Here is a 16,231-nt window from a genome sequence, read left to right as displayed (position 1 = left end):
TTTATACCACAAACTAGGTTAAGTCTATTTATCACTTGCTATTTCTTGTGCAGTTTTAAAAATAATATCATGTGCTAAATCATAATTATTATTTTCTAAATTTTTGTGTGCTACTGCCATCATTAACTTAATTCTGTTAATTTGATTTACTTCACTTGCACCAGGGTCATAATCTATTGCAACAATATTCGTGTCCTTATATCTTCTCTTTAATTCCTTAATAACTCCTTTTCCAGTTACATGGTTAGGGAGACATGCAAATGGTTGAAGACAAGCTATATTTTTAACTCCAGAGTTTATAAGTTCCACCATTTCAGCAGTTAAGAACCATCCTTCTCCTGTCTGATTTCCAATAGATAGTATAGGTTCTGCACCCTTTGCAAGTTCCTGTATTGATACAGGTGGTGCAAATCTTTCACTTTTTTCTAATGCCTTTTTAATATCTTTTCTGCAATGTTCTATATAAAATATTCCTATATCACTTAATAATTTAGATTTAAAATTGCCATTTAAATACTTGTGTTTAAATGTTTCATCATATGCACAGTAAAGGAAGAAATCAGTAAGATCTGGAACTACCGCTTCTGCTCCTTCGCTTTCAAGCATACCTACAATATCATTATTAGCTGTAGGGTGATATTTAACTAATATCTCTCCAACTACACCAACTCTTGGTTTTTTTACATCTAATAATTCTAAATTATCAAAGTCTCTAACTATTTCATATATATATTGTTTTACTAATTTAAAGTTTCCACATCTTAAAGCTTCTTTACACTTTTCATTCCATTTTTCATATAGTAAGTTAGCTGATCCTTTAATTTTTTCATAAGGTCTAACTCTATATAAAACCTTCATAAATAAATCACCTAATACAAGAGCCATTATACCTTTTTTCACCATAGAACGTGATACTTCAAATCCTGGATTATCCTCAAGTCCTACATAATTTAAAGATATAACTGGTACATTAGAAAATCCTGCTTCTTCTAGTGCTTTTCTTAAAAATCCTATGTAGTTACTTGCTCTACATCCTCCCCCTGTTTGTGAAATTATAAGGGAAGTATTATTAGGATCATATTTTCCCGATTGAAGTGCTTCTATAAGTTGTCCTATTACAATAATCGAAGGATAACAAGCATCATTATTTACATACTTAAGTCCAGTTTCAACTGCCCCTTTATCAACTGACGGAAGTATCTCTAAATTATATCCTGAAGATGAAAATGCTTCTTGTACAAGTTCAAAGTGTATTGGTGACATTTGTGGCGCTAATATAGTATGCTTTTCTTTCATTTCCTTTGTAAATGGTATTTTTTTAACAGGCTTATAGTTGTCCTCATGTTTTATTCCCATTTTTTCACGTTCATTCATAGCAGCTTTAAGAGAACGCATTCTTATTCTTATAGCACCTAAATTACTAACTTCATCAATTTTTATTAAAGTATAAATTTTATTATTTCCTCTTAATATTTCTTCAACTTGATCTGATGTTACAGCATCAAGACCACAGCCAAAGGAATTTAATTGAACAAGTTCTAAGTCATCTCTAGTAGCTACATAACTTGCAGCAGCGTATAACCTAGAATGATATACCCATTGGTCAAGTACCCTTAGAGGTCTTTTTACTTTTCCAAGATGAGCTAAAGAATCTTCAGTAAACACTACCATATCATATTCAGTAATTAAACTTGCAATACCATGTTGTATTTCAGGATCTACATGATATGGTCTTCCTGCAAGAACTATTCCTTTTTTACCAGTTAAGTTCATGTATGCAAGTGCTTCTTCTCCTTTATTTTGTATATCATTTTTAAAGCTTTCTCTTTCATTCCATGCCTTTTCCGTAGCATTTAAAATTTCTTGTTTTGAAATTTCAAATTCCTTTAAAACATCATAAAGTCTTTTACCTAGTTTGTTTTTATCATTCATTGCAATAAATGGATTCATAAACTTAATATTTTTTTCTCTTATAATATCCATGTTGTTTTTGATAACTTCAGGATAAGAAGTAACTATTGGACAGCTATAATTATTGTCCGCATCTTCTTGTTCCTTTTTATCAAATGGAATACAAGGATAAAATATCATATCAACATTTTTATTTATTAAGTCCATTATATGACCATGAACAAGTTTTCCCGGGTAACAAACTGACTCTGATGGTATAGTTTCCATTCCAAGTTGATATAATTCTTTTGATGATCTTCCTGAAATTTCAACTGTAAATCCAAGTTCATTAAAAAATGTAAACCAAAATGGATAGTTTTCATACATATTAAGAACTCTCGGAATACCTACAGTTCCCCTTTTAGCTTCACTGGATTCTAGCGGAACGTAATTAAATAGTCTTTTATATTTATAATCATAAAGATTAGGTATATGAGCCTTAGCTTTTCCATTACCTAAACCTTTTTCACATCTATTTCCAGATACAAAAACTCTGTTACCTGAAAATTTATTAATAGTTAAAAGACAATTATTTCCGCATCCTCCACACCGTTTTAGTGATGACTCTACTTGAAGTTTATCTAGTTCTTCTAAAGAAATTAATGTGGTTTCATGTCCCTTTCTATATCTTTCTCTAGCTATTAAAGCTACTCCAAAAGCACCCATAAGCCCAGCTATATCAGGTCTTACAACTTCTCTTCCAGATACATTTTCAAAACTTCTTAAAATGGCATCATTGTAGAAAGTTCCACCTTGAACAATAATTTTTTCTCCCATTTCTTCTGGGTTTCTAAGCTTTATAACCTTATATAGTGCATTTTTTATTACTGAATAAGAAAGTCCTGCTGATATATCAGCTACTGTTGCTCCTTCTTTTTGAGCTTGTTTAACTTTGGAATTCATAAACACAGTACATCTTGAACCTAAATCTACAGGTTCTTTTGCTCCAATTGCAGCCTCTGCAAATTCTTTAACACCCATATCTAAAGACTTTGCAAAAGTTTCAATGAATGATCCACACCCAGATGAACAAGCTTCATTTAGCATTATTCTATCAATAACACCATTTTTGATCATCATACACTTCATATCTTGTCCACCAATATCCAATATGAAGTCTACTCCAGGTAAAAAGAAATCGGCAGCTTTATAGTGGGCTATAGTTTCAATTTCTCCTATATCCATCTTTAAAGCATTTTTAAGTAGCCCTTCACCATATCCCGTTACCCCACAATTGGCTATTGTACAATTGCTTGGCAATTTCTTGTATATATCTTTTAAAATTTTAGAAGCAATTTTAAGAGGTTTACCTTCATTACTACCATAATAAGAGTAAAGTAAAGACCCATCTTCTCCAATTAAAGTTACTTTTGTAGTAGTAGAACCTGCATCTATTCCTAAAAAGCATTTTCCTTCATAGTCTTTTAACTCTTTTCTTTTAACTTTATACTTTTTATGTCTATTTTTAAAGTTCTCAAAATCTTCTTTTGTACAAAATAAAGGAGCTAGTCTGTTAACTTCACCATCAACATTCTCTTTTAATTTAGGCAATTTTTCATAAAGAGATTTAAATGTTATGGCTTCCTCTTCTCTAGCGCCTAGTGCAGCTCCCATTGCAACAAATAGTTGAGAATTCTCCGGGAAAATAACCTGACTATCTTCAAGTTTTAAAGTTTCTATAAATCTTTTTCTAAGCTCTGATAAAAAGTATAATGGTCCTCCAAGAAAAGCTACATTTCCTTTTATAGGTTTTCCACAAGCAAGTCCACTTATAGTTTGATTTACAACAGCTTGTAAAATTGAAACCGCTAAATCTTCCTTTGCTGCCCCTTCATTTAGAAGCGGTTGAATATCAGTTTTTGCAAAAACTCCACAACGAGATGCAATTGGATAAATAACTTTATAGTTCTTTGCAAGTTCATTTAATCCTTTAGCATCTGTTTTTAAAAGTACAGCCATCTGGTCAATAAATGCCCCAGTTCCTCCAGCACATGTACCATTCATTCTTTGTTCTATACCATCTTTAAAATATGTTATTTTCGCATCTTCTCCGCCAAGCTCTATTGCAACATCAGCTTCTGGAATAAACTCTTCCACTGTTTTTGTTGATGCAATAACCTCTTGAATAAATGCCACATTTAACCACTTGGATACTGCAAGACCTCCCGAACCCGTTATCATAATACTTATATTACAATCCTTAAATTCTAAGTATGCTTCTTCCATAAGATTAACAATAGTGTTTTTTATATCGGAAAAATGTCTCTTATACTTTCCATAAATTAGATTACTGTTTATATCCAAAACTACCAATTTAACAGTCGTCGATCCTACATCTAATCCAAAATACAATCTTTTTTTCATATTTTCCATCCTACTCTTTCCAATATTTTGTCTGTAAAAATAACCATAATTATTAGATAGCAGTATTTTTTTTAACATCAATAGATTTTCAATCTATTATAGAATTAATATTAATTTTTTTCAACACTTGCTTTTTATCCTTTATCACATTTTCACCTATTTATTCGCATATAAATTCCCACTATCTATTATAAACTGTCTATTATATTATCTATTGATATTTATGATTGTCCTTTTTTATTCATGTAACATATACTGAATTATAAAGTCTTAGGAGTTGATATTACATGAAAGAATTAAAAATGTCCCATATTTATCTAAATTACCACACAGTAAAAGGTGAAACTGAAGCATTAAAAGATATTACTTTTTCTATCCATCACGGGGACTTTATAAGTATTGTTGGTCCATCAGGTTGTGGAAAATCCACCATACTTAACATAATAGCCGGACTTTTACCTCCATCAAAAGGTGAGGTTTTAATAGATAATAAACATGCTTCTGAGTCTTCTTTAAAAATAGGGTACATGCTACAAAAGGATCACTTATTTGACTGGCTTTCAGTACTTGATAATGTCTTTCTTGGATTAAAAATTCAAGACAAGCTAACTGATGAAAATAAAAACAAAGTAAAAAAACTTCTTTTAAACTATAATCTTTGGGACTTTAGAAATCACTTTCCAAGTCAATTATCTGGAGGAATGAGACAAAGAGTTGCTTTAATTAGAACTCTTGCAGTAGATCCAGATATACTATTGCTGGACGAACCTTTTTCTGCTCTTGACTATCAAAGCAGGTTAAAAGCAAGTGATGATATATTTAAAATAATAAAAAACGAAAATAAAACAGCAATAATGGTAACTCACGATATATCTGAGGCAATTTCCATGTCAACTAAGGTTGTTATATTTTCAAAACGTCCTGCTATGATAAAACGTGAAATACCTATAGATTTATCTACAAAATACAATTCTCCTATTAAATGCAGAGAAGCTCCTGAATTCAGAGTTTATTTTAATGATATTTGGAAGGAGATTGATTCAAATGAATAACTACAGCTTAGAACATGAAAAATATTTAAAAACAGTAAAGAAAAATAAAAATAAGGTTATAACTACAAGACTTTTAATTCTAGTTCTGTTTTTTGTATTTTGGGAAGTTGCTGGAGACACCGGTCTTGTTGATCCATTTTTAACAAGTACTCCTTCAAGAATGTGGAAAAGCCTTGTTAAAATATATAGTGAAGGCACTTTATTTAAGCATATTTATATAACTTGCTTCGAAACAATACTCGGATTTCTTTTAAGTACAATAATTGGTACTATTATTGCAATACTTCTATGGTGGTCAGACTTTGCATGTAAAGTTTTAGATCCATACCTTGTAGTTTTAAACGCTCTACCAAAAGTTGCCCTAGCCCCTATTATTATATTTTGGGTTGGTAACGGAACATCTGCCATTGTTTTAATAACTGTTTTAATTTCCATAGTTGTCACAATACTTAATATTTTAAGCGGTTTTAAAGAGATTGACGAGGACAAAATTAAGCTTCTTAAAACCTTTGGTGCAAGTAAATGTCAGATTTTAAGATACCTTGTAATTCCAGCTACAATACCTACTATAATAGCATCTTTAAAAATAAATGTTGGTCTATCATGGGTTGGAGTTATTATGGGAGAATTCTTAGTTGCAAAAAACGGTCTGGGATTCTTAATAATCTTTGGAGGACAAATTTCTCAACTAGATATGGTTATGATGAGTATTTTAATACTTTCAATACTTGCATTCCTTATGTACGAGCTTGTAGCTATATTTGAAAAACGTATAACTAAAAATCAATTTCATAAAAATTAAATATTTTAAAACATATGAATAAAACTTCCTTGAAAAGGATATTAATTAAATATAATCATCAATTAACACATTTGATTAATGTTATCCAAACTTTAAGGAGGATATTATGAGTTACTTTGAAAATGCTAATGAACTTTACAATAAAAAAGAATATAAAAAAGCTATAGACATATATAAAAAAGCAATAAAGTTCAAAGAGAATACTACTGCTTCTTTATATAATACCGCAGTATGTTTTATTAAACTATGCGATTATAAAAGAGCAATTCCTCTTTTACGATCTGCCATAGAACAAAAGCAAGATAGTAAATATTATTTTAATCTAGGATATTGTTACTCTATGCTAAAAGACAGTAAAAAAGCTTTAATAAACTTTAACACTGCATGGGCTTTAAATAACGATGATACAGATTGTGAAAAGGCCATTAATATAATATTAAATAACTATAAAAACAAAAAGAGCTAATTACTTTTTAAGTAATCAGCTCTTTTTTATCCAGCTACTTTACCGTTCTTGTGATCTAAATTGAACACAGAACTATCAAAGTAGTTTCCGCCTTTATAAAATGTTGTATCAACATTTATCCATCTTTTTTCTTTTTCTATATACACTTGATTCCAAGCATGACTTATCCAATTAGAACCATTAAATCCCTCACCTGTTACTATTCTAACCTTTAATCCATTTGCCTTTGCCATTGCAGAGTAAAGACATGAATAGTCAAAACAAATACCTTTTCTTGTATAATAAGTATTTATGGCTCCTGATTTTATAGTAAAATTATTGTCTAAAATTTTATCAGCCTTTTCATAATCATAATCTATATTTTTTCCAATCCAATTGTAGATACATTTTGCCTTTGCTTTAGGGTCTCTAATATTTTTAGTTAAATTTCTTGAAAAAGCATCTATTTCACTGTTTGATTTTATTCCTTCAGTAAGAGTTATGCCATTATAATATACTATGGTTTTTCCTCTATTATTATTTTCACTAACTCCACCAGTTGCATCATTTTTAACTACAATCTTAAAAGAATTGTTAAGTATATTTGGTAGTTCACGAGCAAGGTTTGAATTTGTAATAGGATTTATAAATTTTTTAGATACAAAAGCATACAATTCTGATTTTTCTAGCTTAGCATTGTAACTTTCATTGACTCCAAGTATTCCAAAAATATTTAAGAAAAATGTACCTAAAAGAATAAAACATATTGCCTTTGGCAGTTGAAATAATGCTCCAATAACTCTTTTTGTAATGTTGCTTTTTTCCCTAAGTAATCTTTCAACACCATCTAAAAGTGGATAAAAAGTTACTTTATTGATACATAGCATTAAAATATCTACTATTTTATATATTATAAAAATAATAATAGGCATACATACTATATATATAATGATAGGTTTTCCTTCTATTAAATATATAATATTTTTCGGAATACAATTATATATAGTATTGTATATCCCTTTCTTATGTTCAATAAAAATACTCTTTGCAACATAAGTACCTAATATTGATCCTACTATAAATGATAAGTAACTTGAGCTTTCTTCTATATCACTTTTTAAGTTTTTAGACGAAAATTTAAATAAAAATCCTTTTAAAATAGGATAGATAAATATGATTAGCAACATCATATCAATGGGGTTTTCCCCAAAAAAATTCATCACATTATTCATTTTCCACTAGTTCCTTTAATGTATTTTTAATGTCTTCCCATAAATATCCTCTCCTCATAAGATATGCTGAGAGTTTTTTATAAATTTTCATAGAATCACTTTCAGATTTTTTTATTATTCTATATCTCTTTTCTGCCAACTCCTTCAAATCACCCTTTGCTTTGTCTTCCTGTTTTATATCTTCTGGTTTTATTATACGGTTTAATATACTATTTAAAATATTATAACTAAACCCTCTGCTTAAAAGATAATCTCCTGTTTTTTTATAAATCTTTTGATAATTTGTTTCTGAAGAAATCAGTAGTTTATATTTTTTTTCAGCTAGTCTATAGGCTACCTCTTTTTCAAAAGCTTCATCTATATCGTTTATTCTATATTCAATTATATCATCACTTATTCCTTTTTTAGATAACAAATACTTTATCTTATTTCTACCATAGGATGATATTTTCTCATTTATGAATAGTTTACAGTATCTATCATCATCTATGAAGTTATATTCCTTTAGAAAATTCATTATTCTCTCTATGGCTTTAGGTTCATATTCCTTAGCTTCTAGTTTATCTGTAATTTCTTTTTCTGTTTTATAACTTCTCTCTAATAACTTAAGAGCATAATTTTTTCCCTTTAAATAGTTATCCTCTGAAACTATCTCATTTAAAAATTCATCATTTACCTTTTTTCCTTTAGATAATTTATAATAATACACTAAATCTGCACTACAGGCAAAAGCAAATTCTTCATTTAAAAACACATTTACTCTGTCTTTATTTCTCTTGCCAACTTCTATTTTAGTTATTGTCTTTTCCATTACGTATCACTCTTTTCGCTAAGTAATATGTGTATTGTAGGATTTTTTAAAACTTTTTCTGCAACCTTATATATGTCCTCCCCCTTTATAGTTTTCATATTATTCATATCATCTACGAATTCATATATATCTTCATTGTCCATTACTTGATGAAGAATATAGTTTCCAAGTTCAGTTGAATCTTCTAATGTCTGAACTACAGCTGTTTTTAAAACCTTTTTCATAAGTGCTATACTTGTATCATCTAAAATTATCTTCTTATTAATTATATCATTTATTGTATTTTCTATAACATTTATACTTTCATCTACATCCTCTTCATTTACCGCAGTATAAATATTTAGTATTTTAACATTTTTAGTTGCATCTAATTCTGAATACACATCATATGCAAGTCCCTTTTCTTCTCTTAATTTTCTAAATAATAATGAATTTGCACTTTCTCCTAATTTATAATTTAATATTCTAAGTGCTAATTCCTCTTTTTTACTTAAATTATGAAATGTATATAAATATATTATGGTGCTTTGCTCTATATCTTTCTTATAGGAATACTTTTTAAGGGGAATATTTTTTTCGCAAATTATATCTTCCATTATAACTTTTTTTGAATCCCAATTTGAAAAGCATTCTTTTACTAATTGAAACACATAATCATGTTCCATTGATGATACTACGGTTATATATACATTGTTAGGTACATAATAAGATTTATAAAACTTAAGTAAATTCTCCCTATTAAATGATTTTACACTTTCATCTGTACCTATTGTATTTATTCTTATAGGACTTTCTTTAAATGCACATTCCATTGTCTTTCTATAACTATAATCCTCTATATCATCTTTGCTAGTCCTAATCTCTGCTAATATAACCCCTCTTTCCTTTTCTAATTCTTCCTGTGGAAAGTTAGAGTTTTTAACCATGTCTGAAATTAGTTCTAAGGATTTTATAAATTCTTCTCTTAAAGCAGTTATACTATACACAGTAGATGTATAATCAGTATATGCATTATACTCTCCTGCCCTTGCCTCTAATTCCTCATTTAATTTTTCATTATTTCTATTTTTAGTACCTTTAAATAGCATATGTTCAACAAAGTGGGCAATTCCTCTATTTTCTTTTTTTTCATATATAGAACCTATTTTTACCCCTAAGTTAATAGATGCTAGTTGAGTATCTTTTTTTATTGTTATTAAATTAATACCGTTTTCTAAAGTATATTTATTTAAGTCAAAAATGCTTTTATCCATATATTCTCCTTTTAAAATTTAATTTATAAAAACTATTATAAGTTAACTTTACTAAAATAAAAAGTTATATTAAGAAAAAAGGCATTAAAATCAAAAAAACTTGATTCTAATGCTTTAATCTTAATGTTATGAACTATAAATTCTATAATCTATATTTGGAAATATGTTATCTAAACTTTCTATATTACTTAACCATTTAGTATCTATTGAATTTCTACTTATATCTTCATAGATTTTATTAAATCTACTTATATGTGAGTTTACCCTTCTTACTGCATATTCAACAGTAGTATTATTTTTTATAATAAATGGCCAATCTGATGATTCTGCGAGCATAAGCTCCCTTGCAGCTTGATTTAATGCTCTCTTTGTTATTTCATCGGGTTCTTTATAAGTATTTGCAAGTCTTATCATAGCTTGTTCACTTCTATGAAGTTTTCTATATATCCAGTGATTAGAAGGATTTAACCAAACAGAATAATCACTATTTTCTCCCCAAGTAGAAGGACATGGACTTGAACATTGTACAATAGGATTTTCCTTTATATAATGATAAGGAGTTGTTAATTCATATTTAGTCCAATCTTCTGCTGACATTCTTATAAACTCATTTATAAAATCTGGACCTTCAAACCACCAATGTCCATATAACTCAGTGTCATAAGGACAAACTATTAAAGGAGAAACATCCATGTGTTCTTTTGCGTATTCTAGTTGAGCGTTTCTTCCATCAGCAAAGTGTCCCGCATGATCTCTTACCTTTTTCATTGCCATTTCTCTATTATAATATTGTTTATTGTCTGTCTTTCCAGTTATTTTATAATATTTTATTCCTGTATCAATTCTAATTCCACCTCTATTAATGTAAGGTGCTATATATTCCATAGGAGCTTCATATCCAATATCTCTATAGAATTCTCTATAATTAAAATCTCCAGGGTATCCCATGAAACTACTCCATACTTGTCTTGAAGACTCCATATCTCTTCCGAATACACATATACCATTATGAGTTGAAATAGGAGTGTATGTTCCATATTTAGGTTTAGGAGATGCATTTAATATGGCTTTACTTTCAGATATAAAATATTTTATACCATATTTTTTAAGTATTTTATCTAAATCGTAAGTATACGCACATTCAGGTAACCATATCCCCCTAGGTTTATGTCCTACACACTCTGTATATGATTGAACAGCAGTTGCTATTTGTGCTTCTATGGTTTCCGGATTTATTGTAAGCAATGGTAAAAGTGCATGTGTAGCCGAACAAGTTAATATTTCTAAGACTCCTAACCTATCAAATTTTCTAAAGGCGTTCATAAGTCTTCTATCATATTTATTGTATATATCAAGTATCTTTTTAAATCTATCATTATAAAAGTATGCTAACTTATTAAGTTCTTCATTATCCTTAGTTCTTATAATTTCATTTTCTGAAAGGTCTATTGATTGCTCTAAATAATTTAAATACCTCTCATTTAAATATTCATCTTCTAGCATGGACATAAGAGGAGGTGTTATAGACATTGTAATTTTAAACTTTATATTATCTTTAATTAAATTATCATATACATTTATTAATGGTATATAACATTCACTCATAGCCTCAAAGAGCCATCTTTCCTCTAGAGAATCCTCTTGCTCTGGATGTCTTACAAAAGGCATATGGCTATGCAATATTAATGATACATATCCTTTTTTCAAATTATCATCTCCCTTAAAAATAATTTATCTTGATGATCCTATCATATATTCACTTAAAACTTTTTGGAAATACTTATCTAAGTCCGAATCATAGGAATTTTTTTCTGAATTGTATATTAATGGATTATATTTGTATTTTTTTTTGAACTATTAAATGGATATGGTTTTGGTTCATTATGTCTAGTTTTATATTCATATTCATCATCAGAAACTGGTATCACTTCACTAGTATTGTCATCATAATCCTTAGAAACATCTATATAACAAATATCTCTATTGTAAGACTCTGAATCTCTTGGTGTTACAACTGTATTTGACATTGCAATAGATACAAATTTATTATTTGGAAGTAACCTTCCTAGCTTTACAAATACGTGTACATTAGCTTTAGTTAAATTTATATACCAATTATCAGCAAATACATCTAAATAAATCATTTCAACTTCTTTTGATTTTCCTTCATCCACCTCATAAACTTTTAAAACAGGTTTAGAATTTTTCCATGAATCCTCTCCATAAATATCTTGAAAATCTTTAATTGTCATAGGAGAAATTGTATAATAACAAAATACTTTATGAGAACTTTGAACCATAAGTACTATGGAAGATTTTTCATAATGTAACAAGTTAATCACCTCGCTTAATTACTCATTACAATTATACCTTATAATGGAATTTATGTCACTTATTATTCAGAAAATACATTTTGTATAAATAATTTTTCATGTAATAGATTGTGAATTTTTTAATTTTGAAAACGAATTCATACACTTATTTGTAGAATATTCTTATTTTTTAAAAGGATTTTTCTACATAACCATTGAATAAATTATAAAATATGATATCGTTATATTTATAACAATCATTTTAATTTATGCCAAAGGAGGATCTTATTATGATAGATTCATCTAATAAAAATAAAACAAATACTTCTTGTACCGAATCAAATACTGATTTAAATGATATTTTTTACTTTCAAATAACAGAAAAATGTGTAGGATGTACAAAATGCGCTAGAGTATGTCCTGTTTCCTGTATATCCGGTAAAGTTAAAGAAAGACATGTTATCGATACAACTAAGTGCGTTAAATGCGGTCAATGTATATCAGCATGTCCAATGGGTGCACTTCCTAAAATAAACTTTATATCAGAAGCTAAAAAAGCTCTTAATCAAAAGGATAAATTGGTTATTACTCAAGTTGCTCCTGCCATTCGTGCAACTCTTGGAGAATATTTTGGATTGGAACCTGGTACTTTAGTAACTGGAAAAATGGTAGCTGCTCTTCGTGCTATTGGCTTTGATAAAGTTTTTGATACAGATTTTGCTGCGGATTTAACCATAATGGAAGAAGCAACTGAATTTGCTCACAGACTTAAACATGGAGGTAAGCTTCCTATACTTACAAGTTGTTGTCCTGGATGGATAAACTTCTTTGAACACGATTTCAGAGATCTTGCTGATATACCTTCAAGTTGTAAATCACCTCAACAAATGTTTGGAACTATAGCCAAAACTTATTTTGCACAAAAAATGAATATAGAACCTAAAGATATTATAGTGGTTTCTATAATGCCTTGTCTTGCTAAAAAATATGAAGCTGCAAGACCTGAAATGACAACTGATGGAACTCGAGATGTAGATATTGTTATTAGCACACAAGAGCTTGCAGAACTTATAAAAGAAAACAATATAGATTTTAATTCTTTAGAAGATGATGACTTTGATAAACCTCTTGGAGAATCATCAGGTGCTGGAACAATTTTTGGAACTTCTGGTGGAGTGGCAGAAGCTGCAATTCGTACAGCATATGAACTGATTACAAATGAAACCATTCCAGCTTTAGAGTTTAAAGGTGTTCGTGGTCTTAATGGACTTAAAGAGGCGGAAGTAGAAATTAACGGAGAAAAAATAAAAATAGCTATAGCAAATGGTCTTGCAACTGCTCGTGAGCTTTTAAATTCCATTAGAAACGGTGAAAAAAATTATCATCTAATTGAAATAATGGCATGTCAAGGTGGATGTATTGGTTCCGGAATGCAACCATTTATAAAAAACCATTGCAATATAATACAAAAACGTTCGGAAGCTCTTTACTCAGAGGATAGACATAAAACTTTAAGAAAATCACATGAAAATCCTTATGTTTTAAAAATATATGAGGAATTTTTAGGAGAACCTTATGGAGAAAAAGCACATAAATATCTTCATACTGAATATGTAAAATAGGTTATTTCTTTTTCATTTGTATCATATGAATGTACCAAACTTACCATTTTAATAATATATCCATATTTTCGTATATTTTAACATTTATTCATATATATGTGATATAATTTAATAGTTATATACAAATGAAAAGGAGGATTTATATGCTAATACCAACAATTATATTTTTAGCAGTTTATTCATTAATTATTAGTGAAAAACTTAATAGAGTAGTAGCAGCTTTATTTGGGGCTTCTTTAATGTTACTTTTTGGATTTATAAGCCAAGCAGAAGCTTTTGCAAAAGTTGACTTTAATACAATTGGTCTACTAGTATCTATGATGATAATTGTCAACATCACAAAACGCACTGGAATTTTTGAATACGTAGCCATTAAAGCAACCAAGCTATCAAAAGGTAATCCCATTACTTTACTTGTAGTATTTTCACTGATTACATTTACTTTTTCAGCACTTTTAGACAATGTAACCACTGTTTTATTACTAGTTCCAGTAACTTTAGTTGTTACAAAAACTTTGGATACTAACCCCATCCCCTTTTTAATGTCTGAAATTCTGTCATCAAATATCGGAGGTACCGCAACATTAATTGGTGACCCTCCAAACATTATGATAGGTAGTGCAGCTAATCTTAGTTTTATGGATTTTATAGTAAACTTAGCACCAATAGTTGTAGTTATATTCATAATAAACATATTTTTAATAAAATACATCTACAAAAAAGATGTTCACACCACTGAAGAAAAGAAAAAAATAGTTATGGACCTAGATGAAACAAAAACAATAACAGACAGAGTTTTACTAAAAAAATGTTTAGTAGTTTTAGGTTTTACACTTTTAGGATTTTTAGTACATGGATATTTAGGATTTGAATCTGCAACTATAGCCATAATAGGATCTTCTGTTCTTCTTTTAATAAGTAAAGCAGATCCTGAAGAAATACTTCAAGAAGTTGAATGGGGAACTTTATTTTTCTTCATAGGTTTATTTATAATGACTGGGGTTTTAGAAAAAGTAGGATTAATGAATATACTTGCAGCTAAAACTTTAGAATTAACTAAGGGTAGCCTATTATTTTCTGCTGTTTTAGTATTATGGATATCTGCAATTGCATCATCATTTATAGACAATATTCCTTTTGTAGCTACTATGATTCCTTTAATAAAGGCTATGGCAACAGCAGGACATATGAATGTTCTACCACTTTGGTTTGCCCTTTCTTTAGGATCATGTCTTGGAGGAAATGGAACTATAGTTGGTGCTTCTGCAAACTTAATAGTAATCGGCATAGCAGAAAAAAGTGGACATAAAATAAGCTTTAAAGATTACTTTAAAATAGGATTTCCATTGATGTTAATATCTATTTGTATTTCTACAGTATATTTATTAGTTTTTTATTTATAGGAAATTAATAGTTAATCTTATATTATATGTTATAATATATTTAAGATAGGAGGTGTTACTGTGGACAAATATATGTCAGTACAAGAATCTATGCTAAAATGTCAGCTTGAACTTTTAGGTGCAAAGGTATACAAAATGAAAGGTTCAATTCGCTATGTAGAATTTTGTATAGACTCTATAAAATTTAAATATTTCTATCATGTTAATAGAAAAAATCTGTACTGTTTAGAAAGAATATGTCCTTACTCAATGCCTATTGCAACTTTTGAAAAAGAAGAACAAGTAATAAAATTCATAAAAGATGATATAGCTAAATTTAGAAATGCTCGAAATAGTAATAAGTTCGAAAGATTTATAAACACTAATAAAAACTTAGTTAAAATAGCCAAATCTTTTGAAGATATTTATCTTCATTATAATGTTTCAAAATATGACTTAAATGATATAGATGCAGAAATGGAAAAAATAGAATCTAAGCTTAACAAGATAATAAAAGAAAATGAAGTAGTTTATAAATTTTCCAAATAAAAAAAGGTAGAGATAATTTAAAGTCTCTACCTTTTTTTATTTATCCAATCAACTCTTTATTTACACAAATTTATCTTTTTACTGAAAGCGCTTTTATAAATACCTCAGCTGAACCTACATTTGTAGCTAATGGTATGTAGTGAACATCACATATTCTAAGTAATGCTGACACATCTGGTTCATGGGGTTGTGCTGTTAGAGGATCTCTTAAAAATATAATCATATCCATTTCACCTACTGCTACTTTTGCTCCTATTTGTTGATCTCCTCCAAGTGGACCTGATAAAAATCTTGTAACATTTAATCCTGTTTTTTCATTTATAAGTTTTCCTGTAGTTCCTGTAGCAAACAATTCATGCTCTTCAAATACATTCTTATACCTACTAACTAAATCAATCATGTCATCCTTTTTTCCATCATGTGCTATTAACGCTATTTGCATCTTGATTCCCCCTAA

Annotated in this window: 13 protein-coding genes; 6 read left to right on the top strand and 7 right to left on the bottom strand. The window is 28.9% G+C overall.

The window, feature by feature from the left end; translation table 11 throughout:
* Positions 1-24: 24 nt before the first annotated feature.
* Positions 25-4,314: a 2-hydroxyacyl-CoA dehydratase gene (locus NT01CX_RS04145; protein WP_011721794.1), complete on the bottom strand. Its 4,290-nt coding sequence runs from the start codon at positions 4,312-4,314 to the stop codon at positions 25-27.
* A 287-nt stretch (positions 4,315-4,601) separates the two neighbouring features.
* Between NT01CX_RS04145 and NT01CX_RS04140 the strand changes: the two genes are divergently transcribed.
* The 3 genes from NT01CX_RS04140 (at position 4,602) to NT01CX_RS04130 (ending at position 6,634) form a co-directional block, all read left to right on the top strand.
* Complete coding sequence (locus NT01CX_RS04140; protein ID WP_011721793.1) at positions 4,602-5,366, top strand: ABC transporter ATP-binding protein; 765 nt, start codon at positions 4,602-4,604, stop codon at positions 5,364-5,366.
* Positions 5,359-6,168, top strand: a complete 810-nt coding sequence (locus NT01CX_RS04135) for an ABC transporter permease (RefSeq protein ID WP_011721792.1) — start codon at positions 5,359-5,361, stop codon at positions 6,166-6,168. Before NT01CX_RS04140 ends, NT01CX_RS04135 begins: the two co-directional genes overlap by 8 nt.
* 106 nt (positions 6,169-6,274) lie before the next feature.
* Positions 6,275-6,634, top strand: a complete 360-nt coding sequence (locus NT01CX_RS04130) for a tetratricopeptide repeat protein (protein ID WP_011721791.1) — start codon at positions 6,275-6,277, stop codon at positions 6,632-6,634.
* Between the two features lie 26 nt (positions 6,635-6,660).
* Here the strand turns inward: NT01CX_RS04130 and NT01CX_RS04125 are convergent, their stop codons facing one another.
* From NT01CX_RS04125 to NT01CX_RS04105, 5 genes are all read right to left on the bottom strand, one after another.
* A complete protein-coding gene (locus NT01CX_RS04125) occupies positions 6,661-7,845 on the bottom strand; it encodes a transglutaminase-like domain-containing protein (protein WP_011721790.1) in 1,185 nt (394 codons plus the stop codon).
* Positions 7,838-8,656, bottom strand: coding sequence for a recombination regulator RecX (gene recX / locus NT01CX_RS04120; RefSeq protein WP_011721789.1), 819 nt, complete (start codon positions 8,654-8,656; stop codon positions 7,838-7,840). The genes NT01CX_RS04125 and recX overlap by 8 nt, the downstream gene beginning before the upstream one ends.
* On the bottom strand, positions 8,656-9,909 hold the full coding sequence (locus NT01CX_RS04115) for a M16 family metallopeptidase (protein WP_011721788.1): 1,254 nt from the start codon (positions 9,907-9,909) through the stop codon (positions 8,656-8,658). The genes recX and NT01CX_RS04115 overlap by 1 nt, the downstream gene beginning before the upstream one ends.
* A gap of 126 nt (positions 9,910-10,035) precedes the next feature.
* Positions 10,036-11,616: a glycoside hydrolase family 57 protein gene (locus NT01CX_RS04110; protein ID WP_011721787.1), complete on the bottom strand. Its 1,581-nt coding sequence runs from the start codon at positions 11,614-11,616 to the stop codon at positions 10,036-10,038.
* Positions 11,617-11,732: 116 nt separating this feature from the next.
* Positions 11,733-12,242: a DUF4912 domain-containing protein gene (locus NT01CX_RS04105; RefSeq protein ID WP_072060522.1), complete on the bottom strand. Its 510-nt coding sequence runs from the start codon at positions 12,240-12,242 to the stop codon at positions 11,733-11,735.
* 269 nt (positions 12,243-12,511) lie between these two features.
* Here NT01CX_RS04105 and NT01CX_RS04100 point away from each other — a divergent pair, with 269 nt between their 5' ends.
* The 3 genes from NT01CX_RS04100 to NT01CX_RS04090 all read left to right on the top strand — a co-directional run bounded on the left by NT01CX_RS04100 (position 12,512) and on the right by NT01CX_RS04090 (position 15,774).
* On the top strand, positions 12,512-13,843 hold the full coding sequence (locus tag NT01CX_RS04100; RefSeq protein ID WP_011721785.1) for a [FeFe] hydrogenase, group A: 1,332 nt from the start codon (positions 12,512-12,514) through the stop codon (positions 13,841-13,843).
* Between the two features lie 143 nt (positions 13,844-13,986).
* A complete protein-coding gene (locus tag NT01CX_RS04095; protein WP_011721784.1) occupies positions 13,987-15,246 on the top strand; it encodes an SLC13 family permease in 1,260 nt (419 codons plus the stop codon).
* A 60-nt stretch (positions 15,247-15,306) separates the two neighbouring features.
* On the top strand, positions 15,307-15,774 hold the full coding sequence (locus tag NT01CX_RS04090; RefSeq protein ID WP_039227322.1) for a hypothetical protein: 468 nt from the start codon (positions 15,307-15,309) through the stop codon (positions 15,772-15,774).
* Between the two features lie 70 nt (positions 15,775-15,844).
* Here the strand turns inward: NT01CX_RS04090 and mgsA are convergent, their stop codons facing one another.
* Entirely contained in the window at positions 15,845-16,216 is a 372-nt protein-coding gene (mgsA, locus tag NT01CX_RS04085) for a methylglyoxal synthase (RefSeq protein WP_011721782.1), read from the bottom strand.
* Positions 16,217-16,231 lie beyond the last annotated feature (15 nt).

This window comes from Clostridium novyi NT (assembly GCF_000014125.1).
In the GTDB taxonomy this organism is placed as follows: Bacteria; Bacillota; Clostridia; order Clostridiales; family Clostridiaceae; genus Clostridium_H; species Clostridium_H novyi.
This window is presented reverse-complemented; position numbering and strand designations above follow the sequence as displayed.

What these genes read in the sequence shown, in the direction of transcription:
- NT01CX_RS04095 (WP_011721784.1), top strand. Translation starts at nt 13,987, where the DNA reads ATGCTAATACCAACAATTATATTTTTAGCAGTTTATTCATTAATTATT.
- NT01CX_RS04140 (WP_011721793.1), top strand. Translation starts at nt 4,602, where the DNA reads ATGAAAGAATTAAAAATGTCCCATATTTATCTAAATTACCACACAGTA.
- recX (WP_011721789.1), bottom strand. Translation starts at nt 8,656, where the DNA reads ATGGAAAAGACAATAACTAAAATAGAAGTTGGCAAGAGAAATAAAGAC.
- NT01CX_RS04135 (WP_011721792.1), top strand. Translation starts at nt 5,359, where the DNA reads ATGAATAACTACAGCTTAGAACATGAAAAATATTTAAAAACAGTAAAG.
- NT01CX_RS04115 (WP_011721788.1), bottom strand. Translation starts at nt 9,909, where the DNA reads ATGGATAAAAGCATTTTTGACTTAAATAAATATACTTTAGAAAACGGT.
- NT01CX_RS04145 (WP_011721794.1), bottom strand. Translation starts at nt 4,314, where the DNA reads ATGAAAAAAAGATTGTATTTTGGATTAGATGTAGGATCGACGACTGTT.
- NT01CX_RS04125 (WP_011721790.1), bottom strand. Translation starts at nt 7,845, where the DNA reads ATGAATAATGTGATGAATTTTTTTGGGGAAAACCCCATTGATATGATG.
- NT01CX_RS04130 (WP_011721791.1), top strand. Translation starts at nt 6,275, where the DNA reads ATGAGTTACTTTGAAAATGCTAATGAACTTTACAATAAAAAAGAATAT.
- mgsA (WP_011721782.1), bottom strand. Translation starts at nt 16,216, where the DNA reads ATGCAAATAGCGTTAATAGCACATGATGGAAAAAAGGATGACATGATT.
- NT01CX_RS04100 (WP_011721785.1), top strand. Translation starts at nt 12,512, where the DNA reads ATGATAGATTCATCTAATAAAAATAAAACAAATACTTCTTGTACCGAA.